General features: G+C 37.7%; 19 protein-coding genes and 1 pseudogene. 18 read left to right on the top strand and 2 right to left on the bottom strand.

The window, feature by feature from the left end:
- The 11 genes and pseudogenes from BMY85_RS12375 to guaA form a co-directional block, all read left to right on the top strand.
- Positions 1–105 (top strand): annotated as a pseudogene (locus BMY85_RS12375) (IS200/IS605 family transposase); the annotation flags it as partial.
- Between the two features lie 360 nt (positions 106–465).
- Positions 466–1,551 carry a PucR family transcriptional regulator gene (locus tag BMY85_RS12370; protein WP_092478587.1) on the top strand — a complete coding sequence of 362 codons (1,086 nt, stop codon included), beginning with the start codon at positions 466–468 and terminating at the stop codon, positions 1,549–1,551.
- Between the two features lie 12 nt (positions 1,552–1,563).
- Positions 1,564–2,292 (top strand): cell division ATP-binding protein FtsE, encoded by a 729-nt coding sequence (ftsE, locus tag BMY85_RS12365; protein WP_242939737.1) that lies wholly within the window; start codon positions 1,564–1,566, stop codon positions 2,290–2,292.
- Positions 2,279–3,190 carry a permease-like cell division protein FtsX gene (ftsX, locus tag BMY85_RS12360; RefSeq protein ID WP_092478586.1) on the top strand — a complete coding sequence of 304 codons (912 nt, stop codon included), beginning with the start codon at positions 2,279–2,281 and terminating at the stop codon, positions 3,188–3,190. Before ftsE ends, ftsX begins: the two co-directional genes overlap by 14 nt.
- An 85-nt stretch (positions 3,191–3,275) precedes the next feature.
- Complete coding sequence (locus BMY85_RS12355) at positions 3,276–4,586, top strand: murein hydrolase activator EnvC family protein (RefSeq protein ID WP_092478585.1); 1,311 nt, start codon at positions 3,276–3,278, stop codon at positions 4,584–4,586.
- A 29-nt stretch (positions 4,587–4,615) separates the two neighbouring features.
- Positions 4,616–5,857, top strand: coding sequence for a S41 family peptidase (locus BMY85_RS12350; protein ID WP_092478584.1), 1,242 nt, complete (start codon positions 4,616–4,618; stop codon positions 5,855–5,857).
- 327 nt (positions 5,858–6,184) lie between these two features.
- On the top strand, positions 6,185–8,164 hold the full coding sequence (uvrB, locus tag BMY85_RS12345; RefSeq protein ID WP_092478583.1) for an excinuclease ABC subunit UvrB: 1,980 nt from the start codon (positions 6,185–6,187) through the stop codon (positions 8,162–8,164).
- Positions 8,165–8,249: 85 nt separating this feature from the next.
- Entirely contained in the window at positions 8,250–11,099 is a 2,850-nt protein-coding gene (gene uvrA, locus BMY85_RS12340; protein WP_092478590.1) for an excinuclease ABC subunit UvrA, read from the top strand.
- Between the two features lie 6 nt (positions 11,100–11,105).
- Positions 11,106–11,684 (top strand): 5'-deoxynucleotidase, encoded by a 579-nt coding sequence (yfbR, locus tag BMY85_RS12335; protein ID WP_092478582.1) that lies wholly within the window; start codon positions 11,106–11,108, stop codon positions 11,682–11,684.
- A 94-nt stretch (positions 11,685–11,778) separates the two neighbouring features.
- Positions 11,779–12,717, top strand: a complete 939-nt coding sequence (locus BMY85_RS12330) for a penicillin-binding transpeptidase domain-containing protein (protein WP_092478581.1) — start codon at positions 11,779–11,781, stop codon at positions 12,715–12,717.
- 104 nt (positions 12,718–12,821) lie between these two features.
- On the top strand, positions 12,822–14,366 hold the full coding sequence (gene guaA / locus BMY85_RS12325; protein ID WP_092478580.1) for a glutamine-hydrolyzing GMP synthase: 1,545 nt from the start codon (positions 12,822–12,824) through the stop codon (positions 14,364–14,366).
- Positions 14,367–14,494: 128 nt separating this feature from the next.
- Here guaA and BMY85_RS12320 read toward each other — a convergent pair whose 3' ends face one another.
- On the bottom strand, positions 14,495–15,778 hold the full coding sequence (locus tag BMY85_RS12320; protein WP_092478579.1) for a hypothetical protein: 1,284 nt from the start codon (positions 15,776–15,778) through the stop codon (positions 14,495–14,497).
- A gap of 346 nt (positions 15,779–16,124) precedes the next feature.
- Positions 16,125–17,351 carry an AMP-binding protein gene (locus BMY85_RS12315; RefSeq protein ID WP_092478578.1) on the bottom strand — a complete coding sequence of 409 codons (1,227 nt, stop codon included), beginning with the start codon at positions 17,349–17,351 and terminating at the stop codon, positions 16,125–16,127.
- A 370-nt stretch (positions 17,352–17,721) separates the two neighbouring features.
- On the opposite strand from BMY85_RS12315, the gene BMY85_RS12310 reads away from it, so the two are divergent.
- The 7 genes from BMY85_RS12310 to trxA all read left to right on the top strand — a co-directional run bounded on the left by BMY85_RS12310 (position 17,722) and on the right by trxA (position 21,545).
- Positions 17,722–18,123, top strand: coding sequence for a hypothetical protein (locus BMY85_RS12310; protein WP_092478577.1), 402 nt, complete (start codon positions 17,722–17,724; stop codon positions 18,121–18,123).
- A 13-nt stretch (positions 18,124–18,136) separates the two neighbouring features.
- Positions 18,137–18,451, top strand: a complete 315-nt coding sequence (locus tag BMY85_RS12305) for a hypothetical protein (protein ID WP_092478576.1) — start codon at positions 18,137–18,139, stop codon at positions 18,449–18,451.
- 76 nt (positions 18,452–18,527) lie between these two features.
- The gene (locus tag BMY85_RS12300) at positions 18,528–19,250 is read left to right on the top strand and encodes a zinc dependent phospholipase C family protein (protein WP_143066384.1); all 723 of its coding nucleotides are present in this window, start codon (positions 18,528–18,530) and stop codon (positions 19,248–19,250) included.
- Between the two features lie 115 nt (positions 19,251–19,365).
- On the top strand, positions 19,366–19,773 hold the full coding sequence (locus tag BMY85_RS12295; protein ID WP_092478574.1) for a flavodoxin family protein: 408 nt from the start codon (positions 19,366–19,368) through the stop codon (positions 19,771–19,773).
- A gap of 12 nt (positions 19,774–19,785) precedes the next feature.
- Positions 19,786–20,328 carry a glutathione peroxidase gene (locus tag BMY85_RS12290; RefSeq protein ID WP_092478573.1) on the top strand — a complete coding sequence of 181 codons (543 nt, stop codon included), beginning with the start codon at positions 19,786–19,788 and terminating at the stop codon, positions 20,326–20,328.
- Between the two features lie 18 nt (positions 20,329–20,346).
- Entirely contained in the window at positions 20,347–21,234 is an 888-nt protein-coding gene (locus BMY85_RS12285) for an NAD(P)/FAD-dependent oxidoreductase (protein ID WP_092478572.1), read from the top strand.
- Positions 21,234–21,545: a thioredoxin gene (gene trxA, locus BMY85_RS12280; protein WP_092478571.1), complete on the top strand. Its 312-nt coding sequence runs from the start codon at positions 21,234–21,236 to the stop codon at positions 21,543–21,545. The genes BMY85_RS12285 and trxA overlap by 1 nt, the downstream gene beginning before the upstream one ends.
- The last annotated feature ends 92 nt before the right edge of the window (positions 21,546–21,637 follow it).

The raw sequence follows: 21,637 nt of genomic DNA, 5'->3' as shown, positions 1-21,637 counted from the left end.
GAATATATTCAAAATCAATTAAGAGAGGATTTAGAATATGATCAAATGACATTAAAAGAGTATATAGACCCGTTCACGGGTGAGCCAGTAAAACCAAACAAATAATATGAGCCCAGGGGGCTTATGTAGGGAAATGTCTAGCGATTGGCGAACCTTCGATGAGTCTTTAGACTCAAACGCTGGTAATGAGCCCTTATAGGGCGTGAGCAAACCACCGGCTAAGCCGGTGGTTTTGATTTGGAGGTTTTTGGGGTTCTGAACTGTTTTTATATGTTTCTATATTAAAAAGAGATGTTCTTTTGCAAGTATGGAAAAATGTGAAGCTATTATTATAAAACAGCATTGAAAGGTAAAAAAAATTTGCCTTTCAATGCCAGACAAAGAACAGGTTTATTTACTTTTTCACAAAATGGTGATAAAATGACATGGAGTAAGAACAGAAAATAGCTAAAAGGAGTGTATGGAATGATTTCAAATCAGATTCTTCAAAATACAATAGAGGGACTTAAAGCTATTACAAGAACGGACATTTGTGTAATGGATACGGAAGGAAAAGCTTTAGCGGCAACGATAACCAATGCAGACGATTACGAACAGGCTGTATTAGCATTTGTGGAATCACCTGCAGATAGCCAGGTATTACAGGGTTTTCAATTTTTTAAGGTGTTTGATGAACATCAGTTAGAATATGTAATTTTAGCAAAAGGTGACAGTGAAGATGTGTATATGATTGGCAAGATTGCTTCATTCCAGATTCAGAATCTTTTAGTTGCATATAAAGAAAGATATGATAAAGACAACTTTATAAAAAATTTACTATTAGACAATTTATTGCTTGTAGACATTTATAACAGAGCAAAAAAACTTCATATAGATACTGAGGTCAGAAGAGTTGTATTCTTAATCGAAACAAAGAATGAAAAAGATATGAATGCTTTGGAAACAGTGAGAGGTTTGTTTGCTAGTAAAACAAAAGACTTCATTACAGCGGTGGATGAGAAAAACATTATTCTTGTAAAAGAGCTGAAGCAGTCAGAATCATATGATGATTTAAGCAAGACTGCGAAAGTTATTGTGGATATGCTGAATACAGAAGCGATGACAAAAGTACATGTTGCTTATGGCACCATTGTCAATGAAATCAAAGATGTTTCCCGTTCTTATAAGGAAGCAAAGATGGCACTGGATGTAGGCAAGATTTTTTATAGTTCCAGAAACGTAGTGGCATATAATAATTTAGGAATTGGACGTTTAATCTACCAGCTTCCGATGCCGCTTTGCAAAATGTTCATCCGTGAAATCTTTGATGGAAAATCACCAGACAGTTTTGATGACGAAACATTAACAACTATTAATAAATTTTTCGAAAACAGCCTGAATGTTTCAGAGACATCCAGACAATTGTACATTCACAGAAATACTTTGGTTTACCGTTTAGATAAGCTGCAGAAGAGCACGAATCTGGACTTGCGGGTATTTGAGGATGCAATTACCTTTAAGATTGCACTTATGGTAGTGAAGTATATGAAGTATATGGAAAGTTTAGATTAAAGAGAGGAAGGAATGCTAATTAAGATGGATTTAGAGACAAAAGAAATACCTCCGATAGTCTTAGAAGGCGTTTCCAAGATATATCGAAGTGATGTATTAGCATTAAATGACGTAAGCATAAGGATTGATAAGGGGGAATTTGTGTTTGTAGTGGGAACTAGCGGTTCTGGCAAGTCAACCTTTATCAAGCTGGTTATGAAAGAAATTGAGCCTACTAAGGGAAAAGTATTTGTAAATGGCAGAGATTTAGTACGACTTAGGAGGAAACAAGTACCAATACTTAGAAGGGGCATTGGAGTTGTATTTCAGGATTTCCGTCTGTTAAAAGATAGAACAGTTTTTGAAAATGTAGCATTTGCCCAGCGGATTATTGGAGCAGCCAAGCATGAAATTAACAAAAGGGTACCTGAGGTGTTAGCACTAGTAGGGTTATCTGAGAAAATACATGCAAACATAAGGGAATTATCTGGTGGGGAACAGCAGAGGGTTGCATTGGCCAGGGCACTTGTAAATCGCCCAACACTGCTTCTTGCAGATGAACCTACAGGAAACTTGGATCCTAAGAACTCATGGGAGATTATGGAACTCCTTGAGCAGATTAACAGGAATGGCACTACTGTAGTAGTGGTTACTCACAATCAGGAAATCGTGAATATGATGAAGAAAAGAGTAATTGCACTGCATAAAGGTGTTCTTGTAAGTGACGAGAAAAAGGGTGGATACAGCTATGAAAAAAATTAATTTGTTTGGATACTGCATTGTGCAGGGAGTTAAAAACCTTAGGCGCAATCGCATGTTTTCATTAGCGTCCGTTGGAACCATAACCGCCTGTTTATTTCTATTCGGTATTTTTTATGCAATACTGATGAATTTTCAATATATTATTAATAATGCGGAAACATCAGTGGGAGTAACGGTGTTTTTCGACGAGGGCATAACGGATGAGGCAATAGAGCAGATTGGAGTACAGATTAAAAAAAGGCCAGAAGTAATTGAGTGCAATTATATTTCTGCAGAGGAAGCATGGGAGAAATGCAAAAAAGAAATGTTTGATGGGCAGGAAGAACTTACCGATACCTTTTCAGAAGATAACCCTCTTGCCGATTCTGCGTCATATGAAGTATTTTTAAGTGACATTAACAGACAGCAGGGATTTGTAAAGTACGTAAAGGATTTAGAAGGGGTGCGCCAAGTAAATAATGCAGAAAGCACAGTAAAAAGTTTATCCAGTTTTAACGCTTTAGTAGCATATGCCTCTGCAGCAATCATTATTATTCTGGTAGCCGTATCCATTTTCTTAATCAGTACTGCGGTTACTATGGGGATCTCAATCCGTCGTGAAGAAATTCGGATTATGCGGTTAGTAGGGGCGTCAGATTTTTTTGTAAAAGCTCCATTTATTGTAGAAGGAATTATAATCGGTATTGTAGGAACTATCGTTCCGCTTGGAATCTTATATGTTTTGTATCAGAAAATTATTTCATATGTAATGAATAGGTTTGATGTGCTTTCGAATCTGCTGACATTCTTATCAGCGGATAAAGTATTTCATACCTTAGTTCCGGTTTCTTCTGTTATTGGAGTTGGAATTGGATTTGTGGGCAGTTATATTACAGTAAGGAAGCATTTGAAAGTATAAAGTGATATTGGAAAAGTGTGTGTTCTGAATGGTGGCAAGTTCATGAGCATGCATTTTTCTTCGCATAGGGAGGAAAGGATAAGTTATGCATTTAGGAAAGAGATTAGGTAAAAGAGTGATGGTTCTTACTATGGTCATGACACTTGTGTTTAGCCAGACAGCTTCTGCCACGTCCATAAAGGATGCAGAAAATAAGAAGCAGGAATTAGAGTCTAAGAAAGCAGAAGTGGAAGATTCCATTGCTGAATTAGAGAAGGAACAGGACAACATTGTTTCTTATATTGAAAAACTTGATCAGAAGCTGGGAAAACTGAATACAGAGATTACAGCACTAAAGGGGAAAATCAGTAATGCCAATGAGAATTTAGAGCAAATCAAAGCGGATTTGAAAGAAGCGAAAGAAACTGCACAAAATCAGTATGATACCATGAAGAAGCGAATAAAATATATGTATGAAAATGGGTCACAGGACTATGTGGAAATCTTACTAAGTGCAGACAGCATTAGTGATTTATTAAATCGTTTTGAATACATCAATAAAATCAACAAGTACGATAACCATCTTCTTTCAGAGTATGAGGCTTCCAAAGATTTAATTGCCAAGAAGCAGAAGGAACAGGAAGAGCAGATTGCAAGCCTTGAGAGCATGCAGAGTGATCTGGAAGTGGAGCAGCAGGGGGTGGAAACTCTTTCTGCTAAGAAAACAGAGCAGCTGAAAAAGAAAAAAGCAGCCATTGCATCTTCTAAGGAACAGGTTTCTTCTTATGAATCTGCGATTCAGAAGCAGGAAGATCTGTTAGAACAGCTTCTTGAAGAAGAAAGAAAACGTCAGGAAGAAGCGGAAAGAAAACGCCAGGAAGAATTAAGACGCCAAGAAGAGTTAAGAAGACAGCAGGAACGTGCAAATCAGCAGAGTCAGGCCAGTCATAACACAGACACGAATTCCAGTCATAATAATAACAATGGGAATGCCAGTTCTGGTAACAATGTTTCTGCTAGTGGAGGATACCGCTGGCCATTAAACGTAAGTGGTACCATTACATCTTCTTTTGGTTACCGTAATGCACCAACTGCAGGAGCTAGTTCTTATCATAAGGGAATTGATATTGCAGTGCCATCTGGAACAGCGGTGGTAGCAGCAGCAAGTGGAACGGTTACAACTGCAGCTTATCAGTCGGCAGCAGGTAACTTTATTATGGTGTCTCATGGAAATGGAGTTTATACGGTATACATGCATATGTCTTCCTTTAGTGTATCTGCTGGACAGACAGTAAGTAAAGGGGATGTAATTGGATATTCAGGGAATACTGGTGTTTCAACGGGACCACATCTGCACTTTGGGGTAAATGTGAATGGTTCTTATGTGAATCCATTGAACTATGTTTCAAGACCATAATAAGTTTGCTTTAGTCTGGAGGATTTTTAATGGAACGTAAAAAATTTCTGTCGGGGTTTTTATGTGGAATAGCACTTACACTTTGTATTGGGAGATTTGTAACGTACGGAAACCAGGTGGGCTGGTTTGATAAAATATATCAGATATCAAGAGGTTCTGAGAATATTACCAATGCACAGCGCCGGCAGGCATTACGGAAACTTGGGGTATTAGAAAAGTATATAGATAAATATTATCTTAATGATTTAACAGCAAAAGATTATGAAGAGGGTTTGTATAATGGATTGGTCAGTAGCATGCAGGATCGTTATGCAGCCTATTATAACAAGGAAGAATATAAAGAATACAATATTGACAGTATAGGGAAGTATGTAGGAATCGGGTGTTCGGTGGCATTTGACCAAGAGACAGGACTCTTTACCATACTTCAGCCATATAAGGACGGTCCAGCAGATGAAGCGGGGATGTGTACAGGTGATGTACTGGTATCCATTAATGGAGAAAGTGTACATGGGAAAACCCTGGCGGATGTTGTTTCTATGATTAAAGGAAGAGAAGGATCTAAAGTTAAGGTATGTGTGAAGCGAAAATCAGGAAAAGAACTTGTTGAACTGGATGTTAGAAGAAAAGAAGTAGAAACCAGAACCGTAACGTATTCCATGCTGGAAGATAACATTGGTTATATTATGATTGCTGGATTTAAGAATACAACAGTGAAGCAGTTTAATAAAGCGGTGGATTCTTTGCAGAAGCAGAAGATGAAAGGTCTTATTCTGGATGTGAGGGATAATGGAGGGGGGGCTTTAGATGCCGTAGTCTCCATAACGGATAGAATTCTTTCAAAGGGCTTGATTGTATATACCAAAGACAAGAATGGGAAAGGTGACAAGTACTATGCCAAGGATAAAAAGAAACTGGATTTGCCAATGGTGCTTTTAGTGAATGGAAATAGTGCCAGTGCATCGGAGGTATTGGCTGGGGCATTAAAGGATCATAAACTGGCAACTTTAGTTGGCACAAAGACGTTTGGAAAGGGAATCGTTCAGTCTGTTTTTTCCCTGTATGATGGGAGTGCCATAAAGCTGACTACTTCAAAGTACTACACCCCTGATGGGAATAATATTCACGATATTGGAATTGAGCCAGATGTTGTGGTAGAGATGAATGAAAGTTATGATCCTGTAGAAGATGACTTGACAGAGGGGCCAGATCTGGAGAAGGATAATCAGCTGCTTACGGCGATTAAGTGTTTATCAGAAAAATTATCATAACAAAGAGAAATCCATGTTTTGCATGATATACTTTTATAAATTGTTTATGCAGGTGTAATACTTTAATATTAAAGAGGTCATTAGGTAGTAGACAGTAACTATTTAATAGCCTCTTTTATATATGTCATAAAATCAGTAAATCAGCAGATAATAACAATAGGTTATTAGGGAAATAATAAAATTATAAGAAGCAGGGAAAACAGCATATAAAATAAAAGAACGAATGTTCGTCAGAATATAGACATTCCTGTTATTCTATGCTATATTAAAGGTTGGATTTAGGGGGATAAAGAACAAGGTACTATTATTTGGAGGTGGAGCTGCTTAATGAAGTTTAAATTACACAGTGAATTTGCACCAACAGGTGATCAGCCCGAAGCAATTAAGGCGTTAGTGGAAGGCTTTCAAGAAGGAGATCAGTTTCAGACACTTCTTGGTGTAACTGGATCGGGTAAAACATTTACTATGGCTAACGTGATTCAGGCATTGAATAAACCGACGCTTATTATTGCACATAACAAAACCCTGGCTGCACAGCTTTACGGAGAGTTCAAGGAGTTCTTCCCTGAAAATGCTGTGGAGTATTTCGTAAGTTATTATGATTATTATCAGCCAGAGGCATATGTTCCTTCGACAGATACTTATATAGAAAAGGATTCCTCAATTAATGAGGAGATTGATAAACTGCGCCATTCAGCAACAGCAGCACTGATGGAACGAAAAGATGTTATCGTTATAGCCAGTGTGTCCTGCATTTATGGTTTAGGTAGTCCAGAATACTATCAGAACATGACCATTTCCCTTCGCCCAGGCATGGAGAAAGACCGTGAGGAACTTATCCGTAAGTTAGTAGAGATACAGTACCATAGAAATGATATGGATTTCAGACGTGGCACGTTCCGTGTACGAGGTGACGTAGTAGAGATTTTCTTGAGCAATGCAACGGATACGGCTGTACGAGTAGAGTTTTTTGGAGATGAGATTGACCGTATTACAGAAGTTGATGTGCTGACAGGTAATGTGAAATATGAATTAGAACACGTCCATGTCTATCCTGCAACCCACTATGTAGTTGCCCCGGAGTATATGAATACGGCAATTAAAAATATAGAAGAAGAATTAGAAGAACAGGTGAAATTCTTTAAAAGTGAAGATAAGCTGTTAGAGGCACAGAGAATCTCAGAACGAACCAATTTTGATATTGAGATGCTTCGGGAGACAGGGTTCTGTTCAGGCGTAGAGAACTATTCCAGACATTTAGCTGGGCTTGAAGCAGGAGTACCGCCATTTACACTAATTGACTTTTTCCCAGACGATTTCTTAATCATTGTAGACGAGTCCCATATTACCATTCCACAGGTTCGGGGAATGTACGCAGGTGATCGTGCAAGAAAATCAACATTAGTAAACTTTGGTTTTAGACTGCCTTCCGCATTGGATAACAGGCCGCTTAATTTTGAGGAATTTGAATCAAAAATCGATCAGATGATGTTCGTTTCTGCCACACCCAATGTATACGAATCGGAACATGAGCTAAAGAGGGTGGAACAGATTATACGTCCAACAGGACTGCTTGATCCGATTGTGGACGTGCGACCAGTCAAAGGACAGGTTGATGACCTTGTAACGGAAGTAAATAAAGAAATTGCCAATAAAAATAAAGTGTTAGTAACTACATTGACTAAGCGTATGGCAGAGGATTTGACCGATTACATGCGTGAAGCTGGAATACGTGTGAAATACCTTCATTCAGATATTGACACATTGGAACGTTCGGAGATTATCCGAGATATGCGTCTGGATGTATTCGACGTGTTAGTGGGAATTAACCTGCTTCGAGAAGGTCTGGATATCCCAGAGATTACTTTGGTTGCTATTCTGGATGCGGATAAAGAAGGGTTTTTGCGTTCTGAGACTTCGCTGATTCAGACCATTGGGCGTGCTGCCCGTAACTCAGAGGGACACGTTATCATGTATGCAGATAAGATAACGGATTCTATGGACAAGGCTATTAGCGAAACCAATAGACGTCGTGGCATTCAGCAGAAATATAATGAAGAACACGGAATTACTCCAACCACAATTAAGAAGGCTGTCCGTGACTTAATCAGCATTTCCAAAAAGGTGGATACGAAGTCTATTGATATGGAAAAAGATCCGGAATCTATGTCCAAAAAGGAACTGGAGCAGATGGTCAAGGAGATTACCAAGAAAATGCATACTGCAGCAGCAGAATTGAACTTCGAGCTGGCAGCAGAGCTTCGTGATCAGATGGTTGAAATAAAGAAACATTTAAATGACTTGTAAATATAGAAAAAGAGAAGCATAGACAGGAAGTTTAAGACATCGGTTTATGTTGTATTGCTGTATGCAAAAAAGAAAGGAAAGAAACATGGCGGACAATCGCAAATATATTACTATTCGAGGAGCAAAGGAACATAATTTAAAAAATATCAGTTTGAAAATACCAAGGGATGAATTTGTTGTACTTACAGGATTAAGTGGTTCGGGAAAATCTTCTTTAGCATTTGACACCATATATGCAGAAGGCCAGAGAAGATATATGGAATCCCTATCTTCCTATGCGAGACAGTTCTTAGGACAGATGGAGAAACCAGATGTGGAAAGTATTGAAGGTTTGCCACCAGCCATTTCCATTGATCAGAAGTCTACCAATCGGAATCCGCGTTCCACGGTTGGAACGGTAACAGAAATATACGATTATTTCCGTCTATTATATGCCAGAGTAGGGATTCCTCATTGCCCAAAATGTGGAAAAGAAATAAAAAAGCAGACGGTAGACCAGATTGTGGATGAAGTTATGAATCTGCCAGATCGAACCAAGATTCAGCTGTTAGCACCAGTGGTCCGTGGACGTAAAGGCCAGCATGTGAAAATATTTGAACAGATGAAGAAAAGCGGTTATGTGCGTATTCGTGTAGATGGGAATATGTATGAGCTTTCGGAAACCATTGAGTTAGATAAAAACAAAAAGCATAACATAGAAGTAGTAGTAGATCGTCTTGTAGTGAAAGATGGGATTCAGCAGAGACTTACAGATTCTATTGAAAATGTTTTGAAAATAGCGGAAGGACTTATGATTGTAGATGTCATTGGCGGGGAGCCAATTAATTTTTCCATGAGTTTTTCTTGTCCTGACTGTGGGATCAGCATTGAAGAAATTGAGCCAAGAAGCTTTTCCTTCAACAATCCTTTTGGAGCATGTCCGGATTGTTTTGGTATTGGGTTTAAAATGGAATTTGATGAGGAGCTGCTAATTCCAGACAAATCTTTAAGTATTGCTTCGGGAGCAATTGCAGTTCTTGGATGGCAGTCTGTAACGGAAAAGTCAAGTTATTCCCGCTGTACGTTAGAAGCAGTGGCAAAAGAATATAATTTCAGTCTGGAAACGCCATTTCAGGATTATCCAAAGGAAATCCAGGACATTATTTATTACGGCGTTCCAGATGGAAAGCGAGTGAAAGTATATTATAAAGGACAGCGTGGAGAAGGTGTCTATGATGTACACTGGGATGGACTGATCCGCAATGTGGAACGACGTTATCGTGAAACAGGTTCTGATTCATCCAAAGCAGAATATGAAACTTTTATGAGAATTACGCCATGTAAAACCTGTGGCGGAAAGCGTCTGAAAAAGGAATCTCTGGCAGTAACAGTTGGAGATAAAAATATTTCAGATGTAACAGAATACTCCATTGCGGAATTACAGAAATTCTTACAGGAATTACAGCTTACAGAAACTCAGGCGAAAATCGGTGAAATGGTATTAAGGGAAATTCGTGCAAGAGTTGGTTTTTTAGTGGATGTAGGACTGGATTACCTTACATTAGCTAGAGCAACAGGTTCTTTGTCTGGTGGCGAAGCACAGCGTATCCGTCTTGCTACCCAGATTGGTTCTGGATTAGTTGGAGTTGCTTATATTTTAGATGAGCCAAGTATTGGATTACACCAGCGGGATAATGATAAGCTGCTAAAGACTTTATATCATTTACGGGACCTTGGCAATACGCTGATTGTAGTAGAACATGACGAAGATACAATGTTTGCGGCAGACTACATTGTGGATATCGGGCCAAAAGCTGGTGAACATGGAGGAGAAGTTATTGCGGCAGGAACGGTAGATGAAATTATGGCAAATCCAGATTCCATTACAGGAAAATACTTAAGTGGTGCAATTCATATTCCGATTCCAAAAAAGAGAAAAGAACCAGTAGGATATCTGAAAATCAAAGGTGCTTCTGAAAATAACCTGAAAAATGTCAACGTAGATATTCCGCTTGGAATTTTTACCTGTATTACAGGGGTATCTGGTTCAGGAAAGAGTTCTTTAATCAATGAAGTGCTTTACAAATCTTTAGCCAAGAACTTGAACCGTGCAAGATGCATTCCAGGAAAGCATAAAGAAATACTTGGCATGGAGCAGTTAGACAAGGTTATTGATATCGATCAGTCTCCAATTGGAAGAACACCACGTTCCAACCCAGCAACCTACACAGGAATGTTTGACATGATCCGGGAGCTATTTGCATCCACATCTGATGCCAAAACCAAAGGGTATTCCAAAGGAAGATTCAGCTTTAATGTAAAAGGTGGACGTTGTGAGGCATGTAGTGGAGATGGTATACTAAAAATTGAAATGAATTTTCTTCCAGACGTTTATGTTCCGTGTGAAGTGTGTGGGGGAAAACGCTATAATCGTGAGACATTGGAAGTAAAATATAAAGGCAAGAGCATTTATGATGTTTTGAATATGACGGTAGAAGAAGCACTGAAATTCTTTGAAAATGTACCTTCAATTAAGAGAAAGGTGCAGACATTGCATGATGTAGGATTATCTTATATTCGTCTTGGACAGCCATCGAATACTTTGTCAGGTGGAGAGGCACAGCGGATCAAGCTGGCAGCGGAGTTAAGCAAACGAAGTACAGGCAAGACTATTTACATTTTGGATGAGCCAACAACAGGACTTCATTTTGCAGACGTCCACCGTTTGATTGAGATTATGCACCGTTTACGGGAAGGCGGCAATTCAGTGGTGGTCATTGAGCATAACTTAGATGTAATTAAAACAGCAGATTATATTATAGATATTGGACCTGAAGGCGGTGATCGTGGTGGTACCGTTGTGGCAAAAGGTACACCAGAAGAAATTGCGAAATGTAAGAATTCTTATACAGGCTATTATATTCAGAAAATGTTAGACAAAGAAAAGGAGAGGTAGTGGCTTATGAGCAATCAGTTTTTTGCTATGATGTCCAGAATGAAATATATTAACCGCTGGGCATTAATGCGAAATACCCAAAGGGAAAATATCTGTGAGCATTCCCTGAATGTCGCAATGGTTGCCCACAATCTGGCTGTAATCAGTAATGTGCGTTTGGGCAGCCAGCTGTCTGTTGAAAAAGCAGCACTTCTTGCTATGTACCATGATTGTGCCGAGATTATCACAGGAGATATGCCTACACCAATTAAATATCATAGCGAAGATCTTCATCAGGCATTTCAGGAGGTAGAGAATCTCGCCTCTGCCCAGCTTTTAAAGATGCTTCCAGAAGATATGCGAAGTTACTATGAAGCTCTTTTTTTCCCAGAAGAAGAGGATGCATTTTTATGGAAACTGGTAAAAGCTGCTGATAAGATATCTGCATATTGTAAATGTATTGAAGAAGAAAAGTCAGGAAATTCGGAATTTCGCCGGGCCAAGGAAACGATAAAAGAGTCCCTTTTGGCTATGGAATTAAAAGAGGTTGCTATTTTTATGGAAGAATTTATGCCAGCTTTTGAAATGACCTTGGATGAATTATAAAGTTTTATAAAATAGAGAGGAGGCGCAAGTCGGCAAATTCTCTCTATTTATTAGATTGATTTGTGTAAGAGGGTAGTTGGGAAGGAAGGAAGTTATGAGAAAAGAAATTTTAGAATGGAAAATGAGAAGCCGTCGGCTGTTTGCAATGATTTTGACATGCGTTTTTGTGGCTGTTATGACTGGATGTGGAAAAAGCAGTGCCAAAGGGAATGTGAAAGAAGCAGAGAATGAAGTGGAAGAAATGGAGGTTCTGCCAACAAAAAACTTAAATAAAGTAGATTACGAATCCTATTTCGAGGGATTAAATGGCTGTGCTGTATTTTATGATATGAAAGCCAGCAAATATTACATATATAATGAAGAAATGTGTCTGACGCAGGATTCACCTTGTTCTACATTTAAAATCATTGCAACTCTAATAGGGGCCCATGAGAAGGTACTGACAGGTATATATACAAAAATGGATTACGATGGAACCGATTATGGATCAGAAGCGTGGAATCAGAATTTAGGTTTAAAAGATGCTTTCAGAGCTTCCTGTGTCTGGTATTTCCGTAAGGTAATAGATAAAGTAGGCCAGGAAAAAGTGCAGAAATATGTTGATAATTTAAAGTTTGGAAACTGTGATATTAGCAAATGGTATGGGAATGAGGATAGAGATCCAGAAGATCTGAATGGATTCTGGTTAGATTCTACGTTGAAAATTTCTCCTTTAGAATGGGTTGACGTGTTAGCCAGTATCTGGAGTGGAAAAACAGAGTTTAATAAGCAAGATATTGATTTGTTAAAGAATATTATGAATATACAAGATACAATTGGTTTGGTTATTTACGGGAAAACAGGAACGGGTAAGCCGGATAAAGAAGGAAAGGTAAAGAATGGCTGGTATGTTGGCAAATTTGAAGTTAAAGATAGACCGTATTTTTTTGCCCTGCATTTAACAGAACCAGCAAGTGAAAAGATCTCAGGTCCAAAAGCACAGGAGATTACAAGAAATATCATAGCGAATGAATACTTAGAAGAGAAAGAATAATTTTAAATTAGGTACTAGTCTTATTTTATATGATGATGTAGAATAAGGGTATTATGGTTTTAAGACGACTTAAAATTACTAGTGATTGATAGGAGGACTTTTTGGTGAAAGAGGAAAAAGTAATTGTAGTGGATTTTGGTGGCCAGTACAATCAATTAGTTGCAAGAAGAGTCAGAGAGTGTAATGTTTACTGTGAAATCTATTCTTACAAGACAGACATTGAGAAGATTAAGGAAATGAATCCGAAGGGGATTATTTTAACAGGTGGACCAAATAGCTGCTATGAAGAAGGCGCGCCATCCTGTACCAGGGAATTATTTGAACTTGGAATTCCTGTTCTTGGTCTTTGTTATGGTGCACAGCTTATGATGCATGTATTAGGCGGTAAGGTAGAGAAAGCCCCAGTTCGTGAATATGGAAAAACAGAAGTACATTTTGATACAGCTTCAAAAATATTCCAGAACGTATCAAAATCATCTGTCTGCTGGATGAGTCACACAGATTATATTGCAAATGTAGCATCAGGATTTGCAATTACAGCATATACAGCAGACTGTCCAGTAGCAGCAGCTGAAAATGCAGCTCAGAACTTATATGCAATTCAGTTCCATCCAGAAGTTCTTCATACAGTAGAAGGAACAAAAATGCTATCCAATTTTGTACTTGGCGTATGTGGATGCAGTGGTAACTGGAAAATGGATTCTTTTGTTGAAAATTCTATCAGGGAAATCCGTGAAAAAGTTGGCAACGGCAAAGTATTATGTGCGTTATCCGGTGGAGTTGATTCTTCTGTAGCAGCGGTTATGCTTTCTAAAGCAGTTGGGGAACAGCTGACATGTGTATTTGTAGATCATGGTCTGCTTAGAAAAAATGAAGGAGACGAGGTAGAAGCCGTATTTGGGGAAGAAGGCAATTATGACTTAAACTTTATTCGTGTAAATGCGCAGGAAAGGTTTTATGAAAAACTTGCTGGTGTTGAAGAACCAGAAAGAAAGCGTAAAATCATTGGTGAGGAATTTATTCGTGTATTTGAGGAAGAAGCGAAAAAAATCGGAGCAGTTGACTTCTTAGTCCAAGGTACCATTTATCCAGACGTTGTAGAAAGTGGACTTGGCGGTGAATCTGCAGTAATCAAATCCCATCATAATGTAGGTGGATTGCCTGACTATGTAGATTTTAAGGAAATTATTGAACCGCTTCGTGACCTGTTTAAAGATGAAGTGCGTAAGGCAGGCCTTGAGTTAGGACTTCCAGAACACTTAGTATACAGGCAGCCATTCCCAGGTCCAGGGCTTGGCATAAGAATCATTGGTGATGTTACTGCTGAGAAAGTCAGAATCGTGCAGGATGCAGATGCTATTTATCGTGAGGAGATTGCCAATGCTGGACTGGATAAAGGAATTGGCCAGTATTTTGCAGCACTTACGAATATGAAATCTGTTGGTGTTATGGGAGATGAGAGAACCTATGACTATGCAATTGCTTTAAGAGCGGTCAATACGGTTGATTTTATGACTGCAGAGGCAGCACAGATTCCTTGGGATGTGCTGGGAAAAGTGTCTTCAAGGATTGTGAATGAGGTGAAAGGGGTTAATAGGGTACTGTATGACTGTACAGGAAAACCACCAGCTACTATTGAGTTTGAATAGTAGCATAATAACCAGAAAAAGAGTATTTGTTTGTCTTGATGTATAGTCAGTTTGGGAATTTTCGATTTTAATACTATCTATGGGTTCATCCAGAATCTGAATGCTATTATGGATTATAGCATTCAGATTTAGATAAGCTGGTTAATCTGCCTGATAATACTATCAAAAAGTTCTGGATAATCAATTTCGTTTTTTTGATAGACCATATTTAGAGTCATGCAGTTTCGAATGCTTATTATGCAGATATTTCCAAAAAGACCTGTCAATGGGGGAGAGATGACAGAAAGTTCTTGAATGCTGTATTTACCGTAATCTGCAGCAATTCGGCTATTTCCCAGATTGCTTATAAAAACGGGATAACCACCAGTTCCAGGACCTGTTAGTTCACTAAATTTGCGAATGCAGTCATTTGTTACACCGAATTTAGGAGCATCCTGTATTCCCGTATGGCATAGCCCTTTATAAAACAGAGGCAAACTAAGGGCCATTCGGTTCTCAAGTTTTTTGGAAACTGTTTTAGAAATCTGTCTTGCATTATTCCAAAAGGAATCGTTTTGATTATATGTGTAGTTACCACTAATAGCTGACACATAATTTCCCATTCCTGGAAAGTCTTTCGTCCGTATGCTTACGGCCATTGCTAAATTTTCAATTGTACGAAGATGCTTGACAATCATGGTTGTTAGAGCTGAATTTACAGTTACATTATTTGCTTTGCATTTCCTGCAGAAAGCAGTATAGGCGTAATCCGTTATTTTGGCTGTTTTTATGCCTATTTCTTTATTGGCTGCGTGTTTTTGGCACAGAATATGATAATCCTCAAACCGGTAAATAGAATGCAGGCTGCTCCATTCGTCGTTTATTTCCTTGAGAATTTTATTGTAATCTGGAGCTGGTGTTATAAACTGTTTTAAGTATTCACTGGTATAGAGTTTAATTGGAACCTGTTGTTCCGGCTCTGTATCTTCGGAATCTGGTTTTAAATCTTCTTGCATGAATTTCATAATATCCTGAAGAAGGAGAAGGATTGATTCGCCATCACCTGTTAAATGATGCTGTATGATGGTTAGATATAGTCCAGATGGTTCCGTGTTGACAACAAAACGAATCAATTTATCATGTTGAAAGTTAAATAAACGGCTTTTCTGTTCATGGAAAATAGTTTCTTCTGTTAGTTTTTGGGAGACGAATGTGATATCAGGAGCACTCCATTGTTTATTCGGTGAATAATAGCACTCTCCGGATTCGTCTTGTGTGATACTGCAGTTTAGCATTTCGTATTTTTTTACAGCTTTTGTAATTGCTGCCTGAATTACGGAATCAGAAGGCATGCCACCTATTTTAGCTCTTACAATTCCCCACGCTGCAGGATCAAAAAGATATACTCGATCAATCTGTATTTTATGTTTCAATTTTTTTTCCCCTTTCTAAATGAAATAGATAAATAGTAAATGGAAATGCTGTGCAGGGGGAAGTTTGTTTTAGAAGGGAACTTTTTCTATTGAAAAAGCGTATATAGACTATAACATTTGAAATAGAAAAAGACAATATACATGAGGGAGAAATAGAACATTTGTTCGAATTCTCCCTTTTATTCTATGATAGTTTAGATAATTAAAATAGAAAAAGACAGTACTATCTTTATGCAAAAATAACAATTGAATTTGTTTATTTTGCTACAAACTGTTGAATAGGCATATTAAGTCTACATTCCGTCATGTTAGACTAAATAGGAATAATGCTCTGTTTCCTGCCATTCTATTTGGAAATTTCAGAATCTTTTCCAGAAAACCAGAAGTACCCATCTTTGTCACGGTAAAACTGATCATTAGAAAAATAACAGTTTTTTCGTAAAACTTTTGAAGGCAGTTTTTCATTTTCCCAATATTCTGTGGCAATTCCTTCCCCTTGAATAACAAGCCTTCCAACTTCATTCATTTTTGTGGGAGCATATTCATCATTAAATAGTAATGCTTTATAACCATAAATGACTTTACCAGTACTGCCGTCTAATGGAGAGGCAGTATTAATATTAGAGAGAACGGGAAATAATAGTTCTGTTGTACAGTAGACTTGATATAGCTGGATTCCAAACTTTTCTCTCCAGATGCGGATAACTTGTTTTGGCAAGGATTCACCACTAGCGATACAGTATCGAAATTGGTAAAATGGATTTTGAAAATTGGGGATAAGTGTGTGCAGTGCTGCATATATGGAGGGGAGTGCAAAGAAAATGGTAATTCTATATTTGTACAGGATATCTAAAATGGAATAAGGGCTATAATTATCGTGAATAACAGAACTGGAGCCTTTCAAGAAAGGGAAAAAAATACTGGTATCCAATCCTATGGCAGAAGACATGAAAGAGGGGGAATAAAATACATCAGAAAACTTAGACTGTAAACTAGTGTCTATAAAAGTTTTTTCACCTATGACAATGCTATAATGCCGGTGCACAACTCCTTTTGGAATGCCAGTACTTCCAGAAGTGAAAAGAATGAAAGCGGTATCATTTTTGCAGGTTTTTTCTGGTGTAAAAGTGTCTTTTTTGGTTTTTGTGGAATGTTCCATATCTGTTTGGATGGAAACATAATTTTGAAGTTCGGTTAAGGGAATAGAATCTGCTAAATCCTGTGTGGTAAATAAAAATTCAATGGAAGAATCCTGTATGAGTTTATGAAGAGTATATTCTTCTGTTAAGGGGTTTATTACCACTGGAACAATACCAGCTTTTATTGCACCTAAGAAAAGAAATACAAATTCTGGACAGTTATTTAAATAAATGCCGACTTGCTGTCCTTTGGATAAATTGAGTGATTTTAAATAATTGGCATATTGATTTATCTTTTGAGCAAGCTGGCCATATGTATAAGTTTCATCATGATAGTATATTGCATTTTTGTTTTTCCTTCCTTGTTTTACATTGCAGTCATCAATTAAATAGCTCGTAAGATTGAACTTTTGGGGAATTTTTTCATAGATCATAATTTTCCATCACCTTTCTTCTTGTAGTTTTTGAATGCTTTAGTAAATATAAACAGTTGATGTTAAGAAAATAAGGGGGAAACACTTTAGCTTTGAAAGTGTAAACAAATTATAGCATTATACAAAATAAAGAACAATATTTCATAAGAAAAAACAGAACAAACGTTCTGAAATTTGCTGCTTTTATAGGAATGCTGCATTAGATATGGCTAGTCAGTGGAAAAGATATTTGACAGAAGATGTATAAGTGTTTATAATTTAAAATCAGTTGGTAAAAATTTGATGGTTACTGTGCAAAAGCACGGAATAAAAGTTCTAAAATAATAAAAACTTCCAGAAAAAAGGGAGAGAATAACAGGAGGTACAAAAAATGGCATGCTTTTTAGTATCAATAGCTGAAGCAGTAGTGGTAACGGCGGTAGAGAAAGCAGAAGAGAAAAAAGAACGGAAATCTGTAGAAACGAAGACTGAAAAGGCAGAGGAATACAGGATTCCCCTAAGCAGAAAATTGAAATGGCTTACATATATGCTTTGGGGCGGTGCTGTACTTCTTGCATTTGAGCATATCTGGCATGGTGAGGTGATGCCATGGTTTCCATTTCTGACAGCAATGTCGGATCCGTCGGATTCGGCAGAGATGTTCCAGGAGATGGCAACAGTCGGAGTACTGATGGATGTCCTGATTACTGCAGTTTGGATAGGGATGTGTGTTGTTGCCAATTCTATTGTAAAACGTCCAGCAAAAATATCTGGACAGAAAACAGCAATGTAAGGGGGCAGTTGAAATGACATTACTGATTACTGTGTTTGCAGCTGTAATTGCTACTGTGAAGTGGTATAACCGCAAGGATGATAACATGAAGCTTGGCATCTTGCTGTTTATGTATTGGGGTGCTTCTATTATGTGGTTTGTTGATGCGGTCTTTGAGTATACACAGCTGAAAGCTGAATACTTTAAACCTGTCCTAGAAGATATGGTAAATGACGCATTTCTTGGTTTGGCAGTAGTTGCACTTGGGCTTGTAATCTGGGTGGTAAGACTTTTGATTACGGATCCAAAAGGCTCTGTACGTGCTGCCCTTAGAAGGGACAAAGATTAAATAAATGATGAAAACAGTTTGAAACTGGTTGGCAGTGCTGGCCAGTTTTTTTGTTGATAAGGAAGGAAAGCAGATTATGTCTTATACAATGACCCATTTAGTAATAGCAGACCAATATATAAGAAGCCAAGGGATTGCCAGAGAGGAAGCCGCTTTGCTGTTAATTGCCTCTATAAGTCCAGATTCGGTGCATAAGAATAAGGATTTTACTTTAGAAATGAAAGAGCATAGTCATTTTATGCCAGAGGAGATAAATTGGGGGCATATTTATCTGGATCAGCAGATGGAAGACTGGTATGCAGCCATAAGGGAGAACTATCTGTCTCGGAATCTGGATGACCTGAATGGCCTAGAGAGAGCGTTTCTTGTGGGGTATGGTATACATCTTCTGGTGGATGTGTTTAACTGCAAGTATTTCTACGCTCCTAACCTGTGTAAATCTGGTCTGGATGTAGAGGCATTCCGAAAAGAATATCGTGAACAGTGCCTGGATTTTGACCATGCACTTTACCGTGATTATAAATATACAGAAGAGATATTTCAGAAACTGGAACAAGGACTGAATCTATTAAGAAACCATCCAGTTTTGGAAAATCTGAATCTGGATAAGGAAATCAATTGTATTTCTATTGGAAAAATGATTGAGTCAGCTAAGATGGAATATGAAAAAAGCAGTCGAACAGTGCAGCCCAATGCTCACATGATTACACAAGAAGGTTCTATGAGATTTATAGAAGAAATGGGTGTGCATTGCAATGAACTGTTTACTAGGAATAAAGAAAATTCGCTTTTGCGTTAAAAAGAAATTAGAATAAATTAAAAAAGTGTTGACATACTCGATTGAATTGTGTACAATTTAATTATCAAATAGATTGCACACAATAAAATGGCGAGCAATTGAAAGGGGCGAAACAATGAAATATGCAATTAGATATTATACCAAAACGGGAAATGCGAAAAAGGTAGCAGAAGCAGTTGGGAAGGTTCTTAACACAGAAGCACTGCCTGTAACAGCACCATTAAATGAAAAGGTAGATTATTTATTTCTTGCCAGTTCCGTATATGGGGCAGGTATTGATGAGGAAGTTAAGAAATTCATTTCAAATCTTAAGAAAGAACAAGTTGGCAAGGTTGTAAATTTAAGTACAGCAGCACTGCTTCCATCCACATACAAGCAAGTAAAGAAACTTGTTAAGGCAAAAGGAATTGTTATGGATGAAAGAGAATTTCATTGCAGAGGAAAGTTTCAGATGATGCATAAAGATAGGCCAAATGCGAAAGATTTAATAGAAGCAGAAACATTTGCAAAAAACTTTTTATAGGAGGATTTTATTATGAGATTATATGATTATTCTGTATTAAATGCAAAAGGTGAAGAGGTATCTTTAAAAGAGTATGAAGGAAAAGTATTACTTATTGTCAATACAGCGACAGGATGTGGATTCACACCTCAGTACAAAGAATTAGAAGAAATGTATGAAAAATTCCACAATGCAGGTTTTGATATTCTTGATATCCCATGCAACCAGTTTGCAGGACAGACACCAGGTACGGATGAAGAAATTCATGAGTTCTGCACATTAAAATACAACACACAGTTCCCACAGATGAAAAAATCCGATGTAAATGGTGAAAATGCACTTCCACTATACGGCTATTTAAAAGAACAAAAAGGATTTGAGGGATTTGGAAAAGGTGTGAAAGCACTAGCTATGAATGCAATGTTAAAGAAAATTGATAAAGATTATAAAAATAATCCAGATATCAAATGGAATTTCACTAAGTTTTTAGTAGATAGAAATGGAAATGTTGTTGCACGTTTTGAGCCAACAGATGATATGAAAAAGGTTATGAAACAAGTAGAAGAGTTAATGTAATGTGAAAGAGAGTATTATATGGAAAGAATAGATATTGCAATTATCGGAACAGGCCCTGCAGGAATTTCCGCAGCCATTACAGCTAAGGTTCGTAATAAGAACCTTATGCTGATTGGAAAGTCCAGTTTAAGTGATAAAGTGAGCAAAGCCCATCAGATTAATAATTACCCAGGCCTTCCTGCTGTGAAAGGGGAAGAATTTTCAAAGAAGTTTCAGGAACACTTAAATGATATGAAGATTGCAATTACCGATCAGAGGGTTTCCATGGTTTACCCAATGGGAGAATATTTTGGAATCCAGACTTCAGAAGGAATGCTAGAAGCGACTAGCGTAATTCTTGCAGCTGGGTTTGCTCCAGACAAGACATTTAAAGGAGAAAACGAATTTTTAGGAAGAGGCGTAAGTTATTGTGCTACATGTGATGCACAGTTTTATAAAGGAAAAAAAGCTGCTGTAATCGGTTACAATGAAGAATCTGAGCTGGAAGCGGATTATCTTGCAGAAATCGTAGAGGAAGTGCTGTATTTTCCAATGTATAAAAAGGAACCAGTGGTTTCAAAAGGAGTAAAGGTAATTTACGAAAAACCAGTAGAAATCAAAGGTGGCATGAAAGTAGAACAGTTTGTTACAGCTCAGAATGAATATGCAGTAGACGGCGTATTTATTTTAAGGGAAGTAATCTCTCCCGTAAAGCTTGTGCCAGGACTGGAAATGGCTGGGAATCATGTTAAAGTCAATCTGCAGATGGAAACAAATATTCCAGGCCTGTTTGCTTGTGGTGATATTGCAGGCAAGCCGTATCAATATATCAAAGCTGCAGGTCAAGGAAATGTAGCGGCGCTTTCAGCAGCAGCTTATTTAGATGCACTGAAACGAAAAAATAATCATAATCAGGAGGAGAAGTAATGATTAAAAAAATTGTAAATGGTGAAATGCCAGAAGTAAGCAGTGACAAACTGACAGTAGTAGATTTTTCTGCTGGATGGTGTGGGCCTTGCAAAATGCTAGAACCAGTACTGGAAGAACTATCAGAAGAAATGAGCAGCCAGGCAGCATTTTTTAATGCAGATGTAGATGAAAATCCTAATCTTGCACAGGATTTTATGATTACAAGCATTCCAGCTTTGATCGTTTTAAAGAACGGAAAGGAAGCAGCAAGAAATGTTGGGTTTATGCCAAAAGTATTTTTAAAAGAATTTATTGAAAATAATCTTTAAGAAAAGTCATATCTTCCTTGAAATATCTGAAAGGGAATAGTACAATTAAATTGTTTGCAAACAGTTTAAACACGACAATATAAAAAAGGTAG

It is taken from the genome of [Clostridium] polysaccharolyticum, from assembly GCF_900111595.1.
Taxonomy (GTDB): Bacteria; Bacillota; Clostridia; order Lachnospirales; family Lachnospiraceae; genus Clostridium_AI; species Clostridium_AI polysaccharolyticum.
This window is presented reverse-complemented; position numbering and strand designations above follow the sequence as displayed.

Coding starts and splice junctions, on each gene's coding strand:
- BMY85_RS12370 (WP_092478587.1), top strand. CDS start 466: ATGATTTCAAATCAGATTCTTCAAAATACAATAGAGGGACTTAAAGCT.
- ftsE (WP_242939737.1), top strand. CDS start 1,564: ATGCTAATTAAGATGGATTTAGAGACAAAAGAAATACCTCCGATAGTC.
- ftsX (WP_092478586.1), top strand. CDS start 2,279: ATGAAAAAAATTAATTTGTTTGGATACTGCATTGTGCAGGGAGTTAAA.
- BMY85_RS12355 (WP_092478585.1), top strand. CDS start 3,276: ATGCATTTAGGAAAGAGATTAGGTAAAAGAGTGATGGTTCTTACTATG.
- BMY85_RS12350 (WP_092478584.1), top strand. CDS start 4,616: ATGGAACGTAAAAAATTTCTGTCGGGGTTTTTATGTGGAATAGCACTT.
- uvrB (WP_092478583.1), top strand. CDS start 6,185: ATGAAGTTTAAATTACACAGTGAATTTGCACCAACAGGTGATCAGCCC.
- uvrA (WP_092478590.1), top strand. CDS start 8,250: ATGGCGGACAATCGCAAATATATTACTATTCGAGGAGCAAAGGAACAT.
- yfbR (WP_092478582.1), top strand. CDS start 11,106: ATGAGCAATCAGTTTTTTGCTATGATGTCCAGAATGAAATATATTAAC.
- BMY85_RS12330 (WP_092478581.1), top strand. CDS start 11,779: ATGAGAAAAGAAATTTTAGAATGGAAAATGAGAAGCCGTCGGCTGTTT.
- BMY85_RS12315 (WP_092478578.1), bottom strand. CDS start 17,351: ATGATCTATGAAAAAATTCCCCAAAAGTTCAATCTTACGAGCTATTTA.
- BMY85_RS12310 (WP_092478577.1), top strand. CDS start 17,722: ATGGCATGCTTTTTAGTATCAATAGCTGAAGCAGTAGTGGTAACGGCG.
- BMY85_RS12305 (WP_092478576.1), top strand. CDS start 18,137: ATGACATTACTGATTACTGTGTTTGCAGCTGTAATTGCTACTGTGAAG.
- BMY85_RS12300 (WP_143066384.1), top strand. CDS start 18,528: ATGTCTTATACAATGACCCATTTAGTAATAGCAGACCAATATATAAGA.
- BMY85_RS12295 (WP_092478574.1), top strand. CDS start 19,366: ATGAAATATGCAATTAGATATTATACCAAAACGGGAAATGCGAAAAAG.
- BMY85_RS12290 (WP_092478573.1), top strand. CDS start 19,786: ATGAGATTATATGATTATTCTGTATTAAATGCAAAAGGTGAAGAGGTA.
- BMY85_RS12285 (WP_092478572.1), top strand. CDS start 20,347: ATGGAAAGAATAGATATTGCAATTATCGGAACAGGCCCTGCAGGAATT.
- trxA (WP_092478571.1), top strand. CDS start 21,234: ATGATTAAAAAAATTGTAAATGGTGAAATGCCAGAAGTAAGCAGTGAC.